Genomic DNA, 21,790 nt, shown 5'->3' on the forward strand with positions numbered 1-21,790 from the left:
ACCCCATGTCCCACTCGGAAGCGGGCCCGGGAGCCCCGGTCCGCCGGGTGCTCGCGGTGATCCCGGCGCGCGGCGGCTCCAAGGGCGTGCCCGCCAAGAACCTCGCCCCCGTGGGCGGTGTCCCGCTGGTGGCGCGTGCGGTGCGGGAGTGCCGGGCGTCCCGGCTGGTGACCGATGTGGTCGTCTCCACCGACGACCAGGCCATCGCCGCCGCCGCCCGGGAGGCCGGCGCGGAGGTCGTGCTCCGGCCCGCCGCCATCGCGGGGGACACCGCGACCTCGGAGGCCGCCGTCCTGCACGCCATGGACACCCACGAGGCGCTGCACGGCGCCGCGGTCGACGTGGTCCTGCTCGTGCAGTGCACCAGCCCGTTCCTGATCCGCGAGGACATCGACGGGGTGGCCGCCGCGGTCGCCGAGAACGGCGCCGACACCGCCGTCACCGTGGCCCCCTTCCACGGCTTCATCTGGCGGGAGGCCGACGACGAGGCCGAGGGCGGGGTGGGCGTCAACCACGACAAGTCCTACCGCCCGCGCCGGCAGGACCGCCCCCAGGACTTCCTGGAGACCGGCGCCGCCTACGCGATGGCGGCGGCCGGCTTCCGCGAGCACCGGCACCGCTTCTTCGGCCACACCGAGCTGGTCCGCACCGACCCGGCCCGGGTGCTGGAGATCGACGACCCGCACGACCTCGCGCGGGCCCGGGCCCTCGCGCCCCTCTTCGACGCGGACCGCCCCGGTTCGCTGCCGACCGCCGACGACATCGACGCGGTGGTACTGGACTTCGACGGCACCCAGACCGACGACAGGGTGCTGATCGACGCCGATGGAAAGGAATTCGTCTCCGTGCACCGCGGAGACGGCCTCGGTATCGCGGCCCTGCGCAAGAGCGGGCTCAAGATGCTGATCCTGTCCACGGAACAGAACCCGGTCGTCGCCGCCCGCGCACGGAAACTGCGGATCCCCGTGCTGCACGGCATCGACCGGAAAGACCTCGCGCTGAAGCAGTGGTGCGAGGAGCAGGGCATCGCGCCGGAGCGCGTGCTCTACGTCGGCAACGACGTCAACGACCTCCCGTGCTTCGCCCTCGTGGGCTGGCCCGTGGCGGTCGCGAGCGCTCACGACGTCGTACGCGGCGCCGCACGCGCGGTCACCACCGTCCCCGGCGGCGACGGCGCCGTCCGAGAGATCGCCAGCTGGATCCTCGGCCCCTCTCTCGATTCCCTCCCCAAGTAAGGACCCCCTGATGAGCACCAACTCCCGTCTGCGCACCTTCGGTACGCGCGAGGTCGGCCCCGGCAAGCCCGTCTACATCTGCGGCGAGATCGGCATCAACCACAACGGTGAGCTGGAGAACGCCTTCAAGCTGATCGACGTCGCCGCCGAGGCCGGCTGCGACGCCGTGAAGTTCCAGAAGCGCACCCCCGAGATCTGCACCCCCCGCGACCAGTGGGACATCGAGCGCGACACCCCCTGGGGCCGGATGACCTACATCGACTACCGCCACCGTGTGGAGTTCGGTGAGGACGAGTACCGCCAGATCGACGAGTACTGCAAGGAGAAGGGGATCGACTGGTTCGCCTCCCCGTGGGACACCGAGGCCGTCGCCTTCCTGGAGAAGTTCGACGTCCCCGCCCACAAGGTGGCCTCCGCCTCCCTCACCGACGACGAGCTGCTGCGCGCCCTGCGCGCCACCGGCCGCTCGGTCATCCTCTCCACCGGCATGTCCACCCCGAAGCAGATCCGCCACGCGGTCGAGGTCCTGGGCAGCGACAACATCCTCATGTGCCACGCCACCTCCACCTACCCGGCCAAGGCCGAGGAGCTGAACCTCCGCGTGATCAACACGCTGGAGAAGGAGTACCCGAACGTCCCGATCGGCTACTCCGGCCACGAGACCGGCCTGCAGACCACCCTCGCCGCGGTCGCGCTCGGGGCGACCTTCGTCGAGCGTCACATCACCCTCGACCGCGCCATGTGGGGCTCCGACCAGGCCGCCTCCGTGGAGCCGCAGGGCCTCGTCCGCCTCGTCCGCGACATCCGCACCATCGAGGCCTCCCTCGGTGACGGCGTCAAGAAGGTCTACGAGTCCGAGCAGGGCCCGATGAAGAAGCTGCGCCGCGTCGCCGGCGTCGTCGCCGAGGCGGAGATCGCCGCGGCGGCGGGCGAGCCGGTCTCGGTCTGAGCACCCCGATCGCCTTAGCTGCCCTACGACGGGACGGTCGTACGCCCATGAGCCCCCGCGCCGGTCAGGCCGGCCACGCTGCCCGCACGCTCGCCTTCGTGGAGAGCCCGGTACAGCTGCTGAACGTACTGGAGTGGGCGCACCTGCACGGCCGGCGCGGCGGCGCCGGCCCGGAGCGGCCGGCCGTGCCCGCGCAGGCCCGGCGGGCGCCGGCCGGATCACCGCCGGCCGACGCGGAGCTCACCGTCGTGGTCCTGTCCCCGAGGGACCCCATGACCCGGGGCCAGCTGCGCCGCATGGCGGACCTGGCCCGGGACGAGGGGTACCGGGTGCGCTGGGAGGAGGCGCGGGGCGGCACGACCGCGCCCTTCCACACGATCGGCGGCCTGGCGGGTTCCCTCCGCCGGGCCGACCGCATCGTCATGGGGGACCCGTTCTCCCGCTACGTACAGCTCCTGCTGACCATCACCCGGGCCACGGACCTGGTCGTGGTCGACGACGGCACCGCGACGATGGAGTTCGTCGCCCAGCTGGCCCGCGGTGAGCGCCTGGTCCGCTGGCACCGCAAGGGCGGCCGGCCCGGCCCCCGCGACCTGCTCTTCGCGCCGGTCTCCTCCTCCGCCCGGCGCCGCCTCACCCCGAGCGACGGCCGGCGCGTCGAGGTCTTCTCCTCCATGCCGGTGACCGAGACCCCCGAGGGCGTCACCGTCACCGCCAACGACTTCGCCTGGACCCGCGCCCGCTTCGGGCCGCCGCGCATCACCAAGGGCGCGGACATGGTCGGCACCTCCCTGGTGGAGACCGGGGTCGTGGACGGCGACCGCTATCTGGAGGCCGTCCGCGGCCTGGCCAAGGCGCACGGCGCCACCCGGTACTTCGCCCACCGCCGCGAAAACACCGACAAGCTGCACCGCCTGGCCGTCGAGACGGGCCTGGAGATAGTGCGTCCGGACCTCCCGCTGGAGCTGATCGCCCGCCGTGGTCCCATCGGCCGGACGATCCTCAGCTTCCCCTCCACGGTCGTCCACACCCTCCCGCTGGCCCTGGCCGGGACGGGGGTCCGGGTGGCGGTCTGCGACATCGACCCCGCCTGGCTCACGGACACCGCCTCCCCCCGGGCCCAGGGCTTCCTGTCCGGCGTGACCGGCACGGCCCGGGACGTCCACCGTCTGGCGGCGGTGAGCCCGGCGTAGCCGGCCCGGCCGAGCGGCCCCACCGGGGCGCTCGGCCGCGGACATGAGTTCCGGCCACGGACATGAGTACGGACACTCAGGCGACGAGTGACCGCGTCGCCGTAGCGTTCTTCACCTGATGCACAGGACCGTGCAGCCGCCCGGACGCCGGGCGCGGGTGAAGCAGGAGCGACTCTCTGACGTGAAGATCAAGCCGGGCGTCCTCGCGGTCGCCGTTCTCCTGGTGGTCACCGTCCTCGCCGGATGCGGCACGACGGACGAAGGCTCCGGCGTCCCGTTCGCCGGCACGCGCACGTCGAAGGACGCCGCGGACGACCTGGAGGGTGTCTCCAGCGGTGTACGCGACCTGATCGGGGTCAGGGGGAAGGTGCCCGACAGCGGCGCGACGGTGACGGAGTGTTCCGGCCGGGACCCGGACAAGTATTTCCGGATCCTCCACCCATGGAGCTTCTACCCGGCGTCGGCGAGCGGTCTCGACGACGCGATGCAGCACCTCAAGGAGAGGCTGCCGAAGCAGGGCTGGAAGATCGTCGAGTACGGGCCGGACACCAGCAGGAACAAGAACGTCGTCCTGACCGCCGACAACGACGGGCTCAAGGCCGGCGTGCACATCATCCGGATGGCGAAGGACGACCCGCCGATGCTGAGCGTGGACGTCGTCTCCGGCTGCTACCAGGCCCCGGACGGCCAGGAGGTCGACCACTTCTAGGCGAACGGAAGGCCGGCGTGGCGGTCACCCGGAGGAAGCGGGGAATCCGCCCGGGCCGGGCCTTCCGGGCGTCTCCGTCCCCGGGCCGGCGCCCCGGCGGGTGTGGTCCGTTTCGTGGACATGACGCGCGTGAGACCCCCGAGGCGTGGTATGCGTGGAAGGAGGAAAACTGAGGTTTTACCCATCACAGTCCGCGGCCATGCGCCCGCCGGTCAGATTTTCTTCCCCTAACGGGCTGAACTTTTGTTGATCGAGGGGTAGTTGATCAGTGGGCGTCCTACCCTTCAGAGGGTGAAGCAATTGATGTCCCTAGAGTCCGAGGCCGGCCTTACGGGGGATGTGCTCCCCGGCGTGCTGAGCGAGTCCCTGCACGCCGAACTCGTCGCCTTCCGTCGCGACTTGCACATGCACCCGGAACTGGGCAACCAGGAGTTCCGCACCACCGCCGCGATCAAGGCGCGGCTGGAGCAGGCCGGGCTCAAGCCCCGCGTCCTCAGCGCCGGAACCGGACTCGTGTGCGACATCGGGCTCGCCGAGGGCGAGCGGCCGGCCGAACCGCTGCTCGCGCTGCGCGCCGACATCGACGCCCTGCCCATCCCGGACACCAAGACCGAATGCCCCTACCGGTCGACCGTGCCGGACCGGGCCCACGCCTGCGGCCACGACATGCACACCACCGTCGTCCTCGGCACCGGACTGGTCCTCGCCGACCTGCACGCCAAGGGCCTGCTGCCCCGCCCGGTGCGGCTGCTCTTCCAGCCCGCCGAGGAGGTGCTGCCCGGCGGTGCCCTGGACGCCATCGCGGACGGCGTGCTCAAGGGCGTCGACCGGATCCTCGCCGTGCACTGCGACCCCAGGGTGGAGGCCGGGAAGATCGGGCTGCGGCACGGACCGATCACCAGCGCCTGCGACCGCCTGGAGATCGCGCTCGACGGGCCCGGCGGCCACACCGCCCGCCCCCACCTCACCACCGACCTGGTCACCGCCGCCGCCCGGGTCGCTGTCGACGTCCCCGCGCTGATCGCCCGCCGGGTCGACACCCGCGCGGGTCTCGCCGTGACCTGGGGCCGGATCGAGTCGGGCCACGCCCCGAACGTGATCCCGCAGCACGCGGAGCTGTCCGGGACCATCCGCTGCCTGGACCTGGAGGCCTGGCGGCAGGCCCCCGACATCGTGCACGCGGCCATCGACGAGGTCGCCACCCTGCACCGGGCCAAGTCCGAGATCAACTACATGCGCGGGGTGCCGCCCGTCGTCAATGACCGGGAGTCCACCGAGCTGCTCCGCCGGGCCATGATCGCGCGGCGCGGCATGAAGTCCGTCGAGAGCACCGAGCAGAGCCTCGGCGGCGAGGACTTCTCCTGGTACCTGGAGCACGTGCCGGGCGCGCTGGCCCGCCTCGGGGTGCGCCGGCCCGGCGAGCGCACGGTGCGCGATCTCCACCAGGGTGACTTCGACGCCGACGAGCACGCGATCACGGTCGGTGTGGAGATGTTCACCGCGGCCGCGTTCCTGGACGCCGACGCGGCGCGAAGCTGAGTGTGCGGCCCCTTCGGGGGCCGTTCCCCTGTCCGGCGCAACACAGAAGCAAGCCATTCGCACACTGTCCGCGACGACGCCGTGAGACGGCCTTGAGATCGAGTTCAGACGCTGTTTGCCTCGAATCGATAACGGCTTCGCGAGAGGGTTTTTTGCGACATCTACGCGCGTTACGATGCCGCGAAGCCGACGCCGAAGGGGCGTCTCGGCTGGGGCACTGACAAGGTGCTCCCATCAAGCGCCGACACGGCGCTCAGGTCAGGTGAAGGAGCCTTCCCGTGCGCCGGGTTGCCAAGCTTTCCGCTGCGTGTATCGCGACCGCAGCTCTCGCCGTGACTGCCACTGCCTGTGGCAGCACCTCCTCCGACAACGAGTCCTCGCCCTCCTCGGGCGGCGGCAAGGGTGTCAAGATCGGTCTCGCCTTCGACGTCGGCGGCCGTGGTGACCGCTCCTTCAACGACTCCGCCGCGCGCGGTGCCGACAAGGCCAAGAAGGAGTTCGGCGGCGACATCAAGGAGCTGACCGCGAAGACCTCGGACACCGAGGCCGACCGTGAGCAGCGCCTGTCGGACCTGGCCGACGCGGGCTACAACCCGGTCATCGGTGTCGGCTACGCGTACGCCGCCTCCATGACCAAGGTCGCCGCGAAGTACCCGAAGACCAGCTTCGGCATCGTCGACTCGGTCGTGAACGCCAAGAACGTCGACAGCATTAACTTCACCGAGGAGCAGGGCTCCTACCTGGCCGGCGTCGCCGCCGCGCTGAAGAGCAAGAGCAAGCACGTCGGCTTCATCGGCGGTGTCGACGTCCCGCTGATCAAGAAGTTCGAGGCGGGTTACGTCCAGGGCGTCAAGGACACCAACCCGAAGATCAAGGTCGACACGCAGTACCTGTCGCACGGCTCGGACACCTCCGGCTTCGCCAGCCCCGACAAGGGCAAGGAGGCGGCGCAGGGCATGCTCGACAACGGCGCCGACGTCATCTACACCGCGGCCGGCTCCTCCGGCAACGGCGCGATCGAGGCCGTGGCCGGCAAGAAGGGCGCCTGGGCCATCGGCGTGGACTCGGACCAGTACAACATCCCGGGTCTGTCCAAGTACAAGAGCGCGATCCTGACCTCGATGGTCAAGAACGTCGACGTCGGTGTCTACGACTTCATCAAGTCGGTCCACGACGGCAAGCCGCTCACCGGCACCAACAGCTACTCCCTCGCCAAGGACGGCGTCTCGCTGGCCACCAGCGGCGGCTTCATCGACGACATCCAGGCCAAGCTGGACGCCGCGAAGAAGAAGATCGTCGACGGCTCGATCAAGGTCAAGACCACCCCGTGACCTGACGGGTCCCGTCGGACCTGAGGCTCGGCGCGGGGGCGCCTGACGGAGCCCCCCGCCGAGCCATAACAATGTGTCAACTCTACGCGTGTAGCGCCGAGTTGCCGCGCTAGCGTCGCCGACGCCTGCCACCTCCCCTAAGCAGCCCCTTTCCCCGAGGAGAGTGCGCCATCAACGCGTCCAGCCCTCCCGCTGCCGTCGAACTGCGCGGCATCACCAAGCGTTTCCCCGGCGTCGTCGCCAACCGCGACATCGACATCACGGTCCGCACGGGCACCGTCCATGCCCTGTGCGGCGAGAACGGCGCCGGCAAGTCCACCCTGATGAAGATCCTCTACGGCATGCAGCAGCCGGACGAGGGGACCATCACGGTGGGCGGCGAGCAGGTCGTCCTGCACAACCCCGGCGACGCCATCGCCCGCGGCATCGGCATGGTGCACCAGCACTTCATGCTCGCCGACAACCTCACCGTGCTGGAGAACGTGGTCCTCGGCGCGGAGAAGCTGTACGGCATCGGCGGCAAGGCCCGCGCCAAGATCAAGGAGATCTCGGACGCGTACAGCCTGAACGTCCGGCCCGACGTTCTCGTCGAGGAGCTGGGCGTCGCCGACCGCCAGCGCGTGGAGATCCTCAAGGTCCTCTACCGCGGCGCCAAGACCCTCATCCTCGACGAGCCGACCGCCGTGCTCGTGCCGCAGGAGGTCGACGCGCTCTTCGACAACCTGCGCGAGCTGAAGGCCGAGGGCCTCACCGTCATCTTCATCTCCCACAAGCTGGGCGAGGTGCTGTCGGTCGCCGACGAGATCACCGTGATCCGGCGCGGCACCACCGTCGGCACGGTCGAGCCGAAGGGCACCACGCCCAAGCAGCTCGCCGAGCTGATGGTCGGCAGCGAGCTGCCCACCCCGGAGACCGAGGAGTCCACCGTCACGGACGTCCCGATGCTGAAGCTGGACGGCCTGCACCTGACGCAGACCGACCTCGACGGCGTCGAGCGGATCATCCTGGACGAGATCTCCTTCACCATCCACAAGGGCGAGGTCCTCGGCATCGCCGGCGTGGAGGGCAACGGCCAGTCCGAGCTGGTCGAGGCGATCATGGGCATGCGCCAGCCCGACGCCGGCGTCGTCACGCTCGACGACACCGACATCTCCCGCACCGCCACCCGTGACCGCCGCGAGGCCGGCATCGGCTACATCCCCGAGGACCGCCACCGCCACGGCCTGCTCCTGGAAGCACCGCTGTGGGAGAACCGCATCCTCGGCCACGTCACCGAGCGCCCCAACTCGCGCGGCGGACTGCTCGACATCAAGGCGGCCCGCACCGACACGCAGCGCATCGTCGAGGCCTACGACGTCCGCACCCCCGGCATCGACGTCACCGCCGCCTCGCTGTCCGGCGGCAACCAGCAGAAGCTGATCGTCGGCCGCGAGATGAGCCACAACCCCAAGCTGCTGATCGCCGCCCACCCCACCCGCGGTGTGGACGTCGGCGCCCAGGCGGCCATCTGGGACTACATCCGTGAGGCCCGCCGCGAGGGCCTGGCCGTACTGCTGATCTCCGCCGACCTGGACGAGCTGATCGGCCTCTCCGACACCCTGCGGGTGATGTACCGCGGCCGTCTGGTCGCCGACGCCGACCCCGCCACCATCACCCCCGAAGAGCTGGGCTCCGCCATGACGGGTGCGGCCACCGGCCACCTGGAGCACACAGAGGACGACGAGCGATGAAGAAGCTGACCTCACGGATCGACAAGGAGCGGCTGTTCCTCGGCATCGCCGCTCCGGTGCTGGCGGTCGTCGCCGCGCTCGTCGTCACCGCCCTGGTGATCGCCGCGACCGGCAAGAACCCCGGCGCCGCCTTCAGCGACATGACGACCTACGGCTTCGCCAGCGACAGCCAGGTCTACATCCTGAACAAGGCGACGACGTACTACCTCGCGGGTGTCGCGGTGGCCATCGGCTTCCGCATGAACCTGTTCAACATCGGTGTCGACGGCCAGTACCGGCTCGCCGCGTTCATCGCCGCCGTCCTCGGCGGCGCGCTGACCGTGCCCGGCTGGATCGCCATCCCGCTGATCATCGTCTCCGCCATGGCTACCGGTGCCCTCTGGGCGGCCATCGCCGGTGTCCTGAAGGTGACCCGAGGCGTCAGCGAGGTCATCTCGACGATCATGCTGAACTCGATCGCCACCGCGGTCATCGCCTATCTGCTCCAGCCGGGGCGCCTGGGCGAGCTCCAGCAGGGCGGCACCCTGGTCTCCACCAAGCCGCTGCCGTCGGCCTCGCACTTCTTCAACATCGACACCGGCCCGGCCGGCGTCCTGGACGGCTTCGTCGTCGTCGCCGTCCTCGTCGGTCTCGCGTACTGGTTCGTGCTCGGCCGCACCCGCTTCGGCTTCGACCTGCGCACGGTCGGCCAGTCCGAGAGCGCCGCCTCCGCGAGCGGTGTGTCGGTGAAGAAGATGATCGCCACCAGCATGGTCATCTCCGGTGCCGTGGCCGGTCTGATCGGCATGCCCACGCTCCTCAACGAGAGCCACCAGTACGACAACAGCTTCCCCACCGGGATCGGCTTCACCGGCATCGCGATCGCGCTGCTCGGCCGCAACAACCCGGTCGGTATCGCGCTCGGCGCCCTGCTGTGGGGCTTCCTGGAGCGCACCACCAACCACCTGGAATTCCAGGGCTACGACAAGGAAATCCTCGGCGTCATCCAGGGCGTCATCGTCCTGTGCGTCGTCATTGCCTACGAGGTCGTGGGCCGCTACGGGCTGAAGCGCCAGCAGCAGAAGGTCGGCGCCGAACTCGCCGCACAGGCCGCCGCCGCGACGAAGAAGCAGGAGGTGGCGTGATGACTGCCACGATGACCGACGCGCCGCCGCCCGCGGCGCCCAAGGCCGGCAACGCGCCCCGGCGCACGGGCCGCTCCCTCGGCCAGACCCTCATGATCGTCGCCGGCGCCCTGCTGCTCGTGGCCGCGGTCCGCATGATCACCGGCTCCAACTCGCTCGACTCGGCCGGACAGGTCGCCGCCGCGCTCGGCCTCGCCGTGCCGATCGGCCTCGCGGGCCTCGCCGGCCTGTGGTCCGAGCGGGCCGGCGTGGTCAACATCGGCCTCGAAGGCATGATGATCCTCGGCACCTTCGGCGCCGGCTGGATCGGCTGGCAGACCAGCCCCTGGCTCGGCCTGCTGTGCGGCATCGGCTTCGGTGTCCTCGGCGGCCTGGTGCACGCCGTCGCCACGATCACCTTCGGCGTCGACCACATCGTCTCCGGTGTCGCCGTCAACCTGCTCGCGCTCGGCGCCACCCAGTACCTCGCCAAGCTGTTCTTCGCCGACGGCAGCGCCTCGGAGGCGGGTGGCAACCCCAAGCAGTCCCCGCCCGCGGACTCGCTGCCGGACATCACCGTCCCCGGCCTCTCGGACGGCCTCGCGTCGATCGAGAAGCACCACTGGTTCCTGGTCTCCGACCTCGCCGGCATCGTCGGCGGTCTGATCACCAACCTGTCCGTGGTCACGATCCTGGCCGTGCTGCTGTTCGTCGCCAGCTGGTGGCTGCTGTGGCGCACCCCGTTCGGTCTGCGGCTGCGCTCCTGCGGCGAGAACCCGGTCGCGGCGGAGTCGCTCGGCGTCAACGTCTACCGGTACAAGTACGCGGCCGTGGCCATCTCCGGCGGTCTCGCCGGACTCGGCGGCGCGTTCCTCGCGCTGGTCACCTCGCACACCTACCTGGAGGGCCAGACCGGCGGCCGCGGCTACATCGGTCTCGCCGCCATGATCTTCGGCAACTGGCGTCCCGGCGGCCTCGCGATGGGCGCGGGCCTGTTCGGTTACTCCGACGCGCTCCAGCTGCGCAACGGCGGCGTGACCGTCCACGCCCTGTTGCTCCTGCTGGTCGTCCTGCTCGCGCTGCTGGCAGGCTGGAAGCTGTACAAGAAGGCCCACTGGCAGGGCGGCATCGCCCTGATGACGGCCGCGCTGGTCCTGGTCTGGTACCTGTTCACCGACGAGGTCCCGAGCGACTTCGTGGGCGCCACCCCGTACGTGGTCACGCTGCTCGTGCTGTCGCTGTCCGCGCAGCGCCTGCGGATGCCGAAGGCGGACGGCATGCGGTACCGGAAGGGCCAGGGCAAGTGACCACGCGAGCCGCTTTCGACTGGGAGGCGCTGCGCGCCGAGGCGCGGGAGGCCATGTCCCACGCCTACGCCCCCTACTCGGGCTACCCGGTCGGCGCGGCCGCCCTGGTCGACGACGGCCGCACCGTCACCGGCTGCAACGTCGAGAACGCCTCCTACGGGCTCGGCCTGTGCGCCGAGTGCGGGCTGGTCTCGCAGCTCCAGCGCACGGGCGGCGGCCGCCTGACGCACTTCACCTGCGTGGACGGTCAGGGCGCCCTCCTGGTGCCCTGCGGCCGCTGCCGCCAGCTGCTGTACGAGTTCGGCGGCCCGGACCTGCTCCTGGACACCCCCGCGGGCGTCCTCCCGCTCTCCGAGATGCTGCCCCAGGCCTTCGGACCGGAACACCTCACCAAGTAACTCCTGTACGGCCCCCCTGATCCGCTCAGGGGGGCCGTACACCTTCGCACCTCCCGGAAGGAAGCCACCAGCCATGGCCATGGACGCCATCTCCGTCATCCGTACCAAGCGGGACCGCGGCGAGCTCACCGACGAGCAGATCGACTGGGTCATCGACGCGTACACCCGGGGCGAGGTCGCCGACTACCAGATGGCCGCGCTCAACATGGCGATCCTGCTGAACGGCATGAACCGCCGCGAGATCGCCACCTGGACCGCGGCCATGATCGCCTCCGGCGAGCGCATGGACTTCTCCTCGCTGAGCCGCCCGACGGCCGACAAGCACTCCACCGGCGGAGTCGGCGACAAGATCACCCTCCCGCTGGCCCCGCTGGTCGCGGCCTGCGGTGCCGCCGTCCCGCAGCTGTCCGGCCGGGGCCTCGGCCACACCGGCGGCACCCTGGACAAGCTGGAGTCGATCCCCGGCTGGCGCGCCCTGCTCTCCAACGAGGAGATGCTGCACGTCCTCGACACCACGGGCGCGGTGATCTGCGCGGCGGGCGACGGTCTGGCCCCCGCCGACAAGAAGCTGTACGCCCTGCGCGACGTCACCGGCACGGTGGAGGCCATCCCGCTGATCGCCTCCTCGATCATGTCGAAGAAGATCGCCGAGGGCACCGGCTCCCTGGTCCTGGACGTGAAGGTGGGCACGGGCGCCTTCATGAAGACGATCGAGGACGCCCGCGAGCTGGCGTCCACGATGGTGGGCCTCGGCACGGACCACGGCGTGAAGACGGTCGCCCTGCTCACCGACATGTCCACCCCGCTGGGCCTCACCGCGGGCAACGCCCTGGAGGTCCGCGAGTCGGTGGAGGTCCTGGCGGGCGGCGGCCCGGCGGACGTCGTCGAGCTGACGGTCGCCCTGGCCCGCGAGATGCTCGACGCGGCGGGCATCAAGGACGCGGACCCCGCCAAGGCGCTGGCCGACGGTTCGGCGATGGACGTCTGGCGCCGCATGATCGCGGCCCAGGGCGGTGACCCGGACGCCGTGCTGCCCACCTCCAAGGAGCAGCACGTCATCAAGGCGCCGTCGTCCGGTGTCCTGACCCGTCTGGACGCCTACGACATCGGCATCGCCGCCTGGCGCCTGGGCGCCGGCCGCGCCCGCAAGGAGGACCCGGTGCAGGCGGCGGCGGGCGTGGAGATGCACGCCAAGCCGGGCGACACGGTGACGGAGGGCCAGCCGCTGCTGACCCTGCACACCGACACCCCGGAGCGCTTCGACTACGCGCTCCAGGCGGTGGCGGGCTCCTACGACATCGCGGCCCCCGGCACGGACTTCCAGGCCACGCCGGTGGTGCTGGAACGTATCGCCTGACCTGCGAAGACCCCTTCCGGGTGAACGGGACCGGTGGACCCTCACCGGTCCCGTTCGGCATGTTGGATGGGACGTGGACGAGTACGAGGGCGACTACCTCCTGACCGACGATGCGTGGGAGGAGCTGGTCTGGGTATGGCAGCGAACCGACGTTCCCAGGGGCTGCGAGACGGAGATCATCGATGGGACGGTCACCGTGGCGCCCTACTCCGCCGTCGCCCACCATGCGCTCTCCGAGCCCTTGCAGCGCCGCCTGTACGAGGTGCTCCCGCAGTCCTGGCACGTCCTTCATCGACCGTCACCGCCCGTCGGGACCGCAGCACAAAAGCCGCGGGCTATGCAGAGGCGGGTGTTCCGCTGTACCTCCTCGTCGACGGCTCGGCACCCGAAGGACCGACCGTCACGCTGTACGGTCATCCAAATGACGGTGCGTATCGTGTTCTGGAGGCGGGACCCTTCGGCGCGCCCGTAGGACTGCCCGCCCCCTTCGACCTCGTGCTCACCGTCGGCTGACGAGGTCACCCCAGCACCGCCGCCACCCCCACCAGTACCGGGACCGACAGCACCGTCGAGAGGAGGACCGACTCGCGGGCCAGGGACTCGGCGACGCGGTAGCGGCTTGCGTAGGTGAAGAGGTTCTGGGCGCCCGGGAGGGCCGCGGTCACCACCACGTCCAGCAGCGTGGCCCCGTGCAGGCCGAAGACCTGCCTCGCCAGCAGCCAGGCCACCAGCGGCTGGCCCAGGGACTTCAGCGCGACGGACAGCAGGACCGGCAGCCGGTCCGCGCCCCGGCCGGGAACCGGTTTGCCGTGCAGGGACATGCCGAAGGCCAGCAGCGCCGCCGGGACGGACATCGCACCCATCAGGGCGAGCGGGTTCATGACCGGGCCGGGAAGCTGCCAGCCTGCCGCCGACACCACGGCACCGGACAGGGAACCGACCGCTATCGGGTTCCGCAGCGGTGTCAGCAGCATCCGTCCCGCCGAGCCCCTCCCGCCCCCTCGGGACAGGTCCAGGACCGTGAGGGCGACCGGCGTGACCAGCACGACCTGGAACAGCAGCACCGGTGCCACCAGGGACGCGTCACCCAGGACGTACGCGGCGATCGGGATGCCGAGGTTGCCCGAGTTGACGTACCCGGAGCACAGGGCGCCGATCGTCGTACGGCCCACCCCCCAGCGCCGCAGCACACCGACCGTCACGAAGACCCCGGCGACGGCGGCCGTACTGAGCGCCGTCACGAGCAGCCGGGCGGAGAACAGCACCGACAGGTCGGCGCGCGCGAGGGTCGTGAAGAGGAGCGCCGGGCCGGCCACCGTGAACGCCAGCCGGGTGAGCACCTCACCGCCCTGCGTGCCGAGCGTCCCACGGCGCCCCAGGACATACCCCACCCCGATGACCACCGCGATCACCGCGAACCCGCTCAGCACCCCCGCCACAGGGCCAACCCTCCGCGGGCGAGGGGGAACCGGTCAATGTGATCTTTGGCGATGAGTTCCGCCCGGCACGCCGGTCTACCCGCTCGTGGATGCCAAGACCCCCGCCGTGCTCGTGCTGCCCGGCCCCGTCCGCCGGGACGAGGTGCCCGGGTTCTGCGCCGAACTGCGGGCACTGCTGAAGGGCGGCGGAACCGGAGTGGTCGTGTGTGACGTGGGCGGACTCGGTCCGCCGGGGCTGGCCGTCGTGGACCTGCTGGCCCGGCTGGAGCTGACCGCCCGCCGGGCCGGCGGGCGGATACGGCTGCGGGACGCCGATCCCGCCCTACACGCCCTTCTCGATCTCGTCGGCCTCCGCTTCCAGATGGAGGGGCAGGTCGAAGAGCGGGAACCAGCGCTGGGTGTCGAGGAAGCAGTGGAAACCGGTGATGCGGCCGTCTGAGATCTCCAGGATCTGCACCGCCCACGGGCTGAACCCGCCGTTCTCCGGGTCCGGCTTGTAGTGCGCGAAGCCCGGCAGGCCGTTGGCCCGGACCGGCAGCAGCCGGGAGCCGGCGCAGGAGGCGCCGATGGTGGTCATGAAGCCGGTGATGTCGGCGGTGCCGCGCAGCCACAGGTCGAACGGCGGCATCGTCATGATGGCGTCCTCGTGCAGCAGCGCCGTCAGCGCCGTCATGTCATAGCCCTCGAACGCCTGCACATAGCGCTCCAGGAGTTTCTGCTGCTCCTCGTCGAGCGGGTCGGACACCGCCCCCTCGGGGCCCGCGTCCGCGCGCTCGGCGAGCGTGGCGCGGGCCCGCTGCAGCGCGCTGTTCACCGAGGCGACCGAGGTGCCCAGCAGCTCGGCCACCTCGCTCGCCTTCCAGGCCAGCACCTCGCGCAGGATCAGCACCGCCCGCTGCTTGGGCGGCAGCTGCTGGAGGGCCGCCATGAAGGCGAGCCGGACGGACTCCTTCGCGACGGCGGCCTCCGCCGGGTCCTCGACCGTCGGCAGCACGCGCGCGTCCGGCATCGGCTCCAGCCAGGTGTTGTCCGGGCGGGGGGAGAGCGCGGCCCGGGCGAGCGGGGTCGACGCGGTCAGGTCCATCGGCCGGGCCCGCTTGTTGCCCGCCGTCAGCATGTCCAGGCACACGTTCGTCGCGATCCGGTACAGCCACGAGCGCAGCGAGCTGCGGCCCTCGAACTTCTCGTAGCTCCGCCAGGCCCGCACCAGGGTGTCCTGCACCGCGTCCTCGGCCTCGAAGGAGGAGCCGAGCATGCGATAGCAGTACCCGGTCAGCTCGGTCCGGTGCTTCTCCAGTGCGACGTCCAGGTCCGCCGTCGCCGTGCCGTTGCCCATCGTCCACCCACCCCTGTGGCCGTTCCTGTGGCGCGCCTTCGCGCCCCAGCACTTGGGAAGCTACCGCAGCCCACTGACAATGGCCCGCGGACTGCGAGAACGCCCAGCTCAGAATGGTTGCTTCAGGGAGATCAGCGGCGTGCGCCGGCTCAGTGCGCGCCCACCGGCCCCCGGCGGGCCGCCACCCGGGCGGCCCGGGAGCCGAGGACGGTGATGGTGACGACGCCCAGGACCGCGAGGAGGCCGACGGCGACCGTGCCGGTCCAGCCGTCCGCGTGGAAGGCCATCGCGCCGACCGTGCTGCCGACGCTGGAGCCGATGTAGTACGCGGACTGGTACAGCGCCGAGGCCTGGGCGCGGCCGTGGACGGCCGTCTTGCTCACCGCCGAGGAGGCGACCGCGTGCCCGGCGAAGAAACCCGCCGTGATCAGCACCAGGCCCAGCAGGACCAGCGGGAGGGAGGCGGTCAGGGAGAGGAGCAGACCCGCCGCCGTCGTACCGCCCGCCAGGTAGAGGGCGCCCCGGCGGCCGAGCCGCCCCACCAGCCGGCCCGCGGTGGACGCCGAGACCGTGCCCACCAGGTAGACCAGGAAGATCGAACCCACGATGCCCTGCGGCAGCCCGAACGGCTGCGCCGTCAGCCGGTAGCCGATCACCGTGTAGACACCGCCGAACACCGTCATGAACAGCGCGCCGATCGCGTACAGGCGGCGCAGCAACGGGTCGGCGAGGTGGTCGCGGACCGTGCCGAGCAGCACGCGCGGGCGCAGCGAGCCCGCCGTGAAGTGCTGCGGCGCCGGCAGCAGCAGCCGGAAGGCCACCGCGCAGGCGACCGCGACCGCGCCGATCACGCCGACCGAGACCCGCCAGCCCCACTCCTGGGCGACCCAGCCGGTGATCACCCGGCCGCTCATCCCGCCGACGCTGTTGCCCGCCACGAACAGCCCGATCGCCGTGACCAGTGCCTTCGGCCGGACCTCTTCGGCCAGGTACGCCGTCGCCGAGGCCGGCAGACCGGCCAGCGCCGCGCCCTGCACCCCGCGCAGCACCACCAGCGCGCCGATCGACGGCGCGAAGGGCACCAGCATGCCGACGGTGACGGCGACGGCCAGCGAGGCCGTCATCACGGTGCGGCGGCCGTAGCGCTCCGACAGGGCGCTCATGGGCAGGACGAACAGGGCCAGTCCGCCGGTCGCGGCCGCCACGGTCCAGCTCGCCTCGCCCGCCGCGACCCCGAACTCCCCGGAGATCAGCGGGAGCAGGGCCTGGGTGGAGTACAGGAGGGCGAAGGTCGCGACCCCGGCGAGGAAGAGGGCGAGGCTCATCCGGCGGTAGCCGGGGCCGCCCGGGGTCAGCCGGGAGTCGGAGTCGGAGACGGGGAGGGACGAAGCGGCGTCCACGCGGGTGGACGCCCCGGTACTGGCGGGAGACATGCTTCGACCGTAGGCACGGCCAACTCATCCGTCCAATGCATGGAATCGCCATAATCGATCCCATGGTGCATCAGCAGAGGTCACAGGATCGACTGTCACCGTCCGGTGACACAGAAGACATGAGTGAGATGTCGAGGCTGCTCGCGCCCCGCCTCGCCTACTTCGCCGGCGTGGCCCGTACCGAGCACGTCACCAGGGCCGCCCACGAGATGAACGTCCCGCAGTCCACCCTGTCCCGGGCGATGGCCCGCCTGGAGCAGGACCTGGGCGTCGACCTGTTCGCCCGGCACGGCCGTACGGTCTCCCTGACCACCGCCGGCCGCACCTTCCTCGCCTCCGTGGAGCGGGCCCTCGCCGAGGTCGAGCGCGCCGCCGAGGAGGTCCGCGCGGACGCCGACCCGGCCACCGGCAAGGTCGCCTTCGGCTTCCTGCACACGATGGGCGCCGAGACCGTACCGGGCCTGCTGCACGCCTTCCGTGCCGACCATCCGCGGGTCCGCTTCAGCCTGGTCCAGAACTACGGCGAGGCGATGCTGGAGCGGCTCCGGGCGGGCGAGCTGGACCTCTGTCTCACCTCGCCCGTCCCCGACGCGCCCGACCTGGTGGCCCGCCGGCTGGACGAGCAGAAACTGCGGCTCGTCGTCCCCGCCGACCACCGGCTGGCCACCCGCCGCCGCGTCCGGCTGGCCGAGGCGGCCGAGGAAACCTTCGTCACCCTGGAGCCCGGCTACGGCCTGCGCCGCATCTTCGACGCCCTGTGCCGCGAGGCCGGCTTCCGTCCGCGGGTCGCCTTCGAGGGCGAGGAGGCGGAGACGCTGCGGGGGCTGGTGGCGGCGGGCCTGGGCGTCGCCCTGCTGCCTCCGCCCACGGTCCCGAGGCCGGGCGTGGCCGAACTGACGGTCACGGCCCCGAGGGCGGTACGGGAGATCGGCGTCGCCTGGCTGGCCGACCGCCCGGACACGCCCCCGGTGGCCGCGTTCAAGAAGTTCCTGCTGTCGAGAAGGGGAAGTCTCCTTCCCTGAGCGGCGCGAGGAGCCGCCTGACGGGCCACGGCGTCCCCGCGGTCCGCGGACGACCCCGGCGTTCCGGGGCCCTACCGCTTCAGGGACTTGCCGAACCCCGCGGCCAGCGGCATCCGCAGACCGATCGGCGGCGGCGCGGCCAGCGCGTCCTCCACCGGCCGCGACACCGGGCAGCCGAAGAGCGCCCCCATCACGAAGTCGGAGGCCAGGCAGAGCACTTCGTCCCGGTGGCCGTGCAGACCGTGACCGTCGGAGTGCACCTCGAACCGGCACACCTCCCGGTTCACCTTCTTCGCCCGTGCCGCGAACCGGAACGACAGTTCGGGATCGGTGCGTTCGTCGTTCGTGCCGTGCGCGATCAGCACCCGGCGCCCGACCAGCTGCTTCACCGGCTCGGCGGGGGCGGCGACGTCCTCCTCCGGCAGCCAGGGCGCCAGCGCCACGACGGAGTTGACGGCCTCGTGGCCGCCCGTCCGCAGCGCCGCGCGTCCGCCCATGTCCACCCCGGCCAGGCACACGGGAACGTCCCCGTACCGCCGTACGACCTCGTCGGCGGCCCACTCGGCGTCCGCCGCCAGATGCGCCTCGCTGCCGTTCCAGCCGCGGTAGCGGTAGTGGACGGAGTGGACGGCCAGCCCCTCGGCGCGCCCGGCGCGGGCGAGCGCGCGGCCCAGGGAGCGGACGATGGCCGTCGTCCAGACGGGGGACGGCCGGCGGGCGGAGGCCTCCTCCCCGCCGGGGAGCAGCAGCACCGCTCCGCTCACCGAGGTCGGCTCCGGGCCGACTGCCTTTCCCAGCCTGGCCGTTCGCCCCGGCGTCGCTTGCTGTCCCATGACAGAACAGTGTCAGAAGGCCGGGTGCACCAAACCCGTACGGGGGGTCACCTTTGCGTATCGGCGGAAAAGTGCCGGAAAACAGCTGCCGCGCGCACCGGCTCCTCTACGCGCGTAGGAGTTAGAGTGCGGAAATGACGAGCCAGACTGCACCGACGGGGGCCGTCCCGGCGCCCGTGCCGGCACACGCTCCGACGCCGGACCAGATCCGCCGGGCGCCCAAGGTACTGCTGCACGATCATCTCGACGGTGGGCTCCGTCCGGGGACCGTCGTCGACCTCGCCCGGGAGACCGGGTACACCGAGCTTCCCGAGACCGACCCGGACAAGCTGGGGATCTGGTTCCAGGAGGCCGCCGACTCCGGCTCGCTGGAACGGTATCTGGAGACCTTCCGGCACACCGTCGGCGTGATGCAGACCCGGGAGGCCCTGATCCGGGTCGCCCGGGAGTGCGCCGAGGACCTCGCCGAGGACGGCGTCGTCTACGCCGAGGTGCGGTACGCGCCCGAGCAGCACCTGGAGGCGGGGCTGACCCTGGAGGCCGTGGTCGAGGCCGTCAACGAAGGCTTCCGGCAGGGGGAGCGGCTGGCCCGGGAGAACGGCAGGCGGATCCGGGTCGGGGCCCTGCTGACCGCCATGCGGCACGCGGCCCGCTCCCTGGAGATCGCCGAACTCGCCAACCGATACCGGGACTCCGGCGTGGTCGGATTCGACATCGCCGGCGCCGAGGCGGGCTACCCGCCCACCCGCCACCTCGACGCCTTCGAGTACCTCAAGCGGGAGAACAACCACTTCACCATCCACGCCGGCGAGGCCTTCGGGCTGCCCTCCATCTGGCAGGCGCTGCAGTGGTGCGGCGCCGACCGGCTCGGGCACGGGGTGCGGATCATCGACGACATCGAGGTCCGCGAGGACGGCTCGGTCAGGCTCGGCCGGCTCGCCTCCTACGTGCGGGACAAGCGGATCCCGCTGGAGCTGTGCCCCAGCTCCAACCTCCAGACCGGCGCCGCGCCCTCCTACGCCGAGCACCCGATCGGTCTGCTGCGCCGGCTGCACTTCCGGGCCACGGTGAACACCGACAACCGGCTGATGTCGCACACCAGCATGAGCCGGGAATTCGAGCACCTGGTCGAGGCATTCGGTTATACGCTCGACGACCTGCAGTGGTTCTCCGTCAATGCGATGAAATCAGCGTTCATTCCTTTCGATGAACGGCTCGCGATGATCAATGACGTGATCAAGCCCGGATATGCCGAGCTGAAGTCCGAATGGCTGTTCCGGCAGACCGCGTCCACCAGCGGTTCCGGCGGTTCCGAGGCGTAGTCGCCGGACTTCGGCCGGCACGGAATGCGGACGCGCTTACACAAGGCGTCCGCATTTCCGTGTTTGCGGCGGGTGGTCCGGCCTGTTTACGGTCGTGGACCGCTCAGATCGTTTGTGATCACCCGTCTCCGCATACAAGGACGCATTCGCCATGAAGCAGTCTGCTGCCAAGTCCCTGGGCGTCGCCGCCCTCGGTGCCGCCATCGCCGCCGTCGGTGCGGGCGCGGCCAACGCCGCCCCGGCCGTCCCGGACGCGACGCAGGCGCTGGACACCGTCACCAGGACGCTGCCGGCCGAGAACGTCGGCAAGGCGGTGCCGGGTGCCGCCGAGGCGCTCGCGCAGGGGCAGGGCGCGCTGGGCACCGGACTGGCCGCCGCCCAGCCCGCCGTGCAGAAGGTCCTCGCCGAGGGGCCGACCGCGCCGGCCGCCGGGCTGCTCGGCGGACTGCCGCTGCAGAAGACGGGTCTGCCCACGCACGGAGTGCCGGTGAACGGGATCGCGCTCGGCTGACACCGCTCGCCGCGCGACGCCGCTGGGGCGCCCCGGGACCGTCCGGGAGCGCCCCAGCGGCGTACGCGCGCCTCCGGGTCCCCGGGCTCCCCGCTCACCAGGCCGCCGTACGGGCCTTGTCCTCGGACGGCAGCAGCAGCCACAGCGCTATGTAGACCAGGAACTGCGGGCCCGGCAGCAGGCAGGAGACCAGGAAGATCACCCGCATCGTCGTGGCCGAGGTGCCGAAGCGCCGGGCCAGGGCGGCGCAGACTCCGCCGATCATGCGGCCGTGGGTGGGGCGGGCAAGGGCGGTCATCTCGGTCCTCCGCGGTCGTCGGCTCGCTCCCGAGCCGGTGGCGGGGGCCCCTGGGCGGGACCCCTCGACTGACATCCACGGTACGGAGACGAAGGGGACGAAACATCGCTCTACGGGGCGATGCCGACCCTGGGAATCGTCGGGGTGCGTCCCTGAGACAGCTCCTCCTGGACGGTGACCGCCTGCCCGGCCGCACCGGGGTCCCGCCGCCGCAGCCGGGCCCGGGCCGCGGGCACGACGGTGAGGTGGGCCAGGACGACACCCACCGTGTTCAGCAGCAGCGAGTCGACGTCCACGACCCGGCCCGGCACGCCGGTCTGCAACAGGGCGATGCCGAGCGAGATCAGAGCCCCGGCCGCGGCCGTGCGGATCAGCGAGGCGAGCGGGGAGACGGCGAGTCTGCCGTGCGCCATCGGCAGCAGTACGCCCAGCGGCGCGAGCAGCGCGAGACCCTCGCCGAGGGGTCTGACGGCCCCGGGCCAGCCCAGGGCCAGATCGGCCCGGATACCGGCCAGCGGGCGCAGATTCGGGGGCATCACCCAGGGGACGTCCAGGGGACGCAGCATCAGCCAGGCGACGAGGGCGAGATGCGCGACGAGGAGGACACCCCCTGTCACACGGATGCGGATCGCGGCGTTGCCGCCGATGGAGCCTTGACGCTGCACGACCCCCAAGACGCCAGGGCGGCCGCGATTGGTTCCGCAGCGGAAACGTTTTGGCGCGAGTGCGTCGTCCCGGCGGGCGC

General features: G+C 71.4%; 22 protein-coding genes. 16 read left to right on the forward strand and 6 right to left on the reverse strand.

The window, feature by feature from the left end; genetic code table 11:
- Positions 1-5: 5 nt before the first annotated feature.
- The 12 genes from FHS34_RS14585 (at position 6) to FHS34_RS14640 (ending at position 13,364) form a co-directional block, all read left to right on the forward strand.
- Positions 6-1,235, forward strand: coding sequence for an N-acylneuraminate cytidylyltransferase (locus tag FHS34_RS14585; RefSeq protein ID WP_184965087.1), 1,230 nt, complete (start codon positions 6-8; stop codon positions 1,233-1,235).
- A gap of 10 nt (positions 1,236-1,245) precedes the next feature.
- Complete coding sequence (locus FHS34_RS14590; RefSeq protein WP_184965089.1) at positions 1,246-2,184, forward strand: N-acetylneuraminate synthase family protein; 939 nt, start codon at positions 1,246-1,248, stop codon at positions 2,182-2,184.
- Between the two features lie 47 nt (positions 2,185-2,231).
- Positions 2,232-3,377, forward strand: a complete 1,146-nt coding sequence (locus FHS34_RS14595; RefSeq protein ID WP_184965091.1) for a hypothetical protein — start codon at positions 2,232-2,234, stop codon at positions 3,375-3,377.
- Between the two features lie 181 nt (positions 3,378-3,558).
- Positions 3,559-4,086 carry a hypothetical protein gene (locus FHS34_RS14600; RefSeq protein ID WP_184965093.1) on the forward strand — a complete coding sequence of 176 codons (528 nt, stop codon included), beginning with the start codon at positions 3,559-3,561 and terminating at the stop codon, positions 4,084-4,086.
- A gap of 303 nt (positions 4,087-4,389) precedes the next feature.
- Entirely contained in the window at positions 4,390-5,625 is a 1,236-nt protein-coding gene (locus FHS34_RS14605; RefSeq protein WP_184965095.1) for an amidohydrolase, read from the forward strand.
- Positions 5,626-5,903: 278 nt separating this feature from the next.
- On the forward strand, positions 5,904-6,956 hold the full coding sequence (locus tag FHS34_RS14610; protein WP_184965097.1) for a BMP family lipoprotein: 1,053 nt from the start codon (positions 5,904-5,906) through the stop codon (positions 6,954-6,956).
- 203 nt (positions 6,957-7,159) lie between these two features.
- A complete protein-coding gene (locus FHS34_RS14615; protein WP_184965324.1) occupies positions 7,160-8,686 on the forward strand; it encodes an ABC transporter ATP-binding protein in 1,527 nt (508 codons plus the stop codon).
- On the forward strand, positions 8,683-9,810 hold the full coding sequence (locus FHS34_RS14620) for an ABC transporter permease (protein WP_184965099.1): 1,128 nt from the start codon (positions 8,683-8,685) through the stop codon (positions 9,808-9,810). The genes FHS34_RS14615 and FHS34_RS14620 overlap by 4 nt, the downstream gene beginning before the upstream one ends.
- The gene (locus tag FHS34_RS42560; protein ID WP_184965101.1) at positions 9,810-11,096 is read left to right on the forward strand and encodes an ABC transporter permease; all 1,287 of its coding nucleotides are present in this window, start codon (positions 9,810-9,812) and stop codon (positions 11,094-11,096) included. Before FHS34_RS14620 ends, FHS34_RS42560 begins: the two co-directional genes overlap by 1 nt.
- The gene (locus FHS34_RS42565; protein WP_184965104.1) at positions 11,093-11,494 is read left to right on the forward strand and encodes a cytidine deaminase; all 402 of its coding nucleotides are present in this window, start codon (positions 11,093-11,095) and stop codon (positions 11,492-11,494) included. Before FHS34_RS42560 ends, FHS34_RS42565 begins: the two co-directional genes overlap by 4 nt.
- 73 nt (positions 11,495-11,567) lie before the next feature.
- The gene (locus tag FHS34_RS14635) at positions 11,568-12,851 is read left to right on the forward strand and encodes a thymidine phosphorylase (RefSeq protein ID WP_184965106.1); all 1,284 of its coding nucleotides are present in this window, start codon (positions 11,568-11,570) and stop codon (positions 12,849-12,851) included.
- 135 nt (positions 12,852-12,986) lie between these two features.
- Positions 12,987-13,364, forward strand: a complete 378-nt coding sequence (locus FHS34_RS14640) for a Uma2 family endonuclease (protein WP_313149123.1) — start codon at positions 12,987-12,989, stop codon at positions 13,362-13,364.
- Positions 13,365-13,369: 5 nt separating this feature from the next.
- Here the strand turns inward: FHS34_RS14640 and FHS34_RS14645 are convergent, their stop codons facing one another.
- On the reverse strand, positions 13,370-14,290 hold the full coding sequence (locus tag FHS34_RS14645; RefSeq protein ID WP_184965108.1) for an AEC family transporter: 921 nt from the start codon (positions 14,288-14,290) through the stop codon (positions 13,370-13,372).
- Between the two features lie 85 nt (positions 14,291-14,375).
- Here FHS34_RS14645 and FHS34_RS14650 point away from each other — a divergent pair, with 85 nt between their 5' ends.
- Positions 14,376-14,729 (forward strand): STAS domain-containing protein, encoded by a 354-nt coding sequence (locus FHS34_RS14650; protein WP_184965110.1) that lies wholly within the window; start codon positions 14,376-14,378, stop codon positions 14,727-14,729.
- Here FHS34_RS14650 and FHS34_RS14655 read toward each other — a convergent pair.
- On the reverse strand, positions 14,613-15,626 hold the full coding sequence (locus FHS34_RS14655; RefSeq protein ID WP_184965112.1) for a sigma-70 family RNA polymerase sigma factor: 1,014 nt from the start codon (positions 15,624-15,626) through the stop codon (positions 14,613-14,615). The two genes, FHS34_RS14650 and FHS34_RS14655, sit on opposite strands and share 117 nt — an antisense overlap.
- A 149-nt stretch (positions 15,627-15,775) precedes the next feature.
- Positions 15,776-17,059 (reverse strand): MFS transporter, encoded by a 1,284-nt coding sequence (locus FHS34_RS14660; protein WP_184965114.1) that lies wholly within the window; start codon positions 17,057-17,059, stop codon positions 15,776-15,778.
- A 62-nt stretch (positions 17,060-17,121) separates the two neighbouring features.
- Between FHS34_RS14660 and FHS34_RS14665 the strand changes: the two genes are divergently transcribed.
- Positions 17,122-18,081, forward strand: a complete 960-nt coding sequence (locus tag FHS34_RS14665; protein WP_184965116.1) for a LysR family transcriptional regulator — start codon at positions 17,122-17,124, stop codon at positions 18,079-18,081.
- Positions 18,082-18,152: 71 nt separating this feature from the next.
- Here FHS34_RS14665 and FHS34_RS14670 read toward each other — a convergent pair whose 3' ends face one another.
- The gene (locus FHS34_RS14670) at positions 18,153-18,914 is read right to left on the reverse strand and encodes an alpha/beta hydrolase (protein WP_184965118.1); all 762 of its coding nucleotides are present in this window, start codon (positions 18,912-18,914) and stop codon (positions 18,153-18,155) included.
- Positions 18,915-19,048: 134 nt separating this feature from the next.
- On the opposite strand from FHS34_RS14670, the gene FHS34_RS14675 reads away from it, so the two are divergent.
- Together FHS34_RS14675 and FHS34_RS14680 are read left to right on the forward strand one after the other, a co-directional pair.
- Positions 19,049-20,236 carry an adenosine deaminase gene (locus FHS34_RS14675; RefSeq protein ID WP_184965120.1) on the forward strand — a complete coding sequence of 396 codons (1,188 nt, stop codon included), beginning with the start codon at positions 19,049-19,051 and terminating at the stop codon, positions 20,234-20,236.
- Positions 20,237-20,387: 151 nt separating this feature from the next.
- On the forward strand, positions 20,388-20,747 hold the full coding sequence (locus tag FHS34_RS14680) for an ATP-binding protein (protein ID WP_184965122.1): 360 nt from the start codon (positions 20,388-20,390) through the stop codon (positions 20,745-20,747).
- A gap of 94 nt (positions 20,748-20,841) precedes the next feature.
- Here FHS34_RS14680 and FHS34_RS14685 read toward each other — a convergent pair whose 3' ends face one another.
- Both FHS34_RS14685 and FHS34_RS14690 read right to left on the reverse strand, forming a co-directional pair.
- Positions 20,842-21,045, reverse strand: coding sequence for a PspC domain-containing protein (locus tag FHS34_RS14685; protein WP_184965124.1), 204 nt, complete (start codon positions 21,043-21,045; stop codon positions 20,842-20,844).
- Between the two features lie 110 nt (positions 21,046-21,155).
- Positions 21,156-21,710 (reverse strand): VanZ family protein, encoded by a 555-nt coding sequence (locus FHS34_RS14690; protein WP_184965126.1) that lies wholly within the window; start codon positions 21,708-21,710, stop codon positions 21,156-21,158.
- Positions 21,711-21,790: the final 80 nt, after the last annotated feature.

Source organism: Streptomyces echinatus (genome assembly GCF_014203595.1).
In the GTDB taxonomy this organism is placed as follows: domain Bacteria; phylum Actinomycetota; class Actinomycetes; order Streptomycetales; family Streptomycetaceae; genus Streptomyces; species Streptomyces echinatus.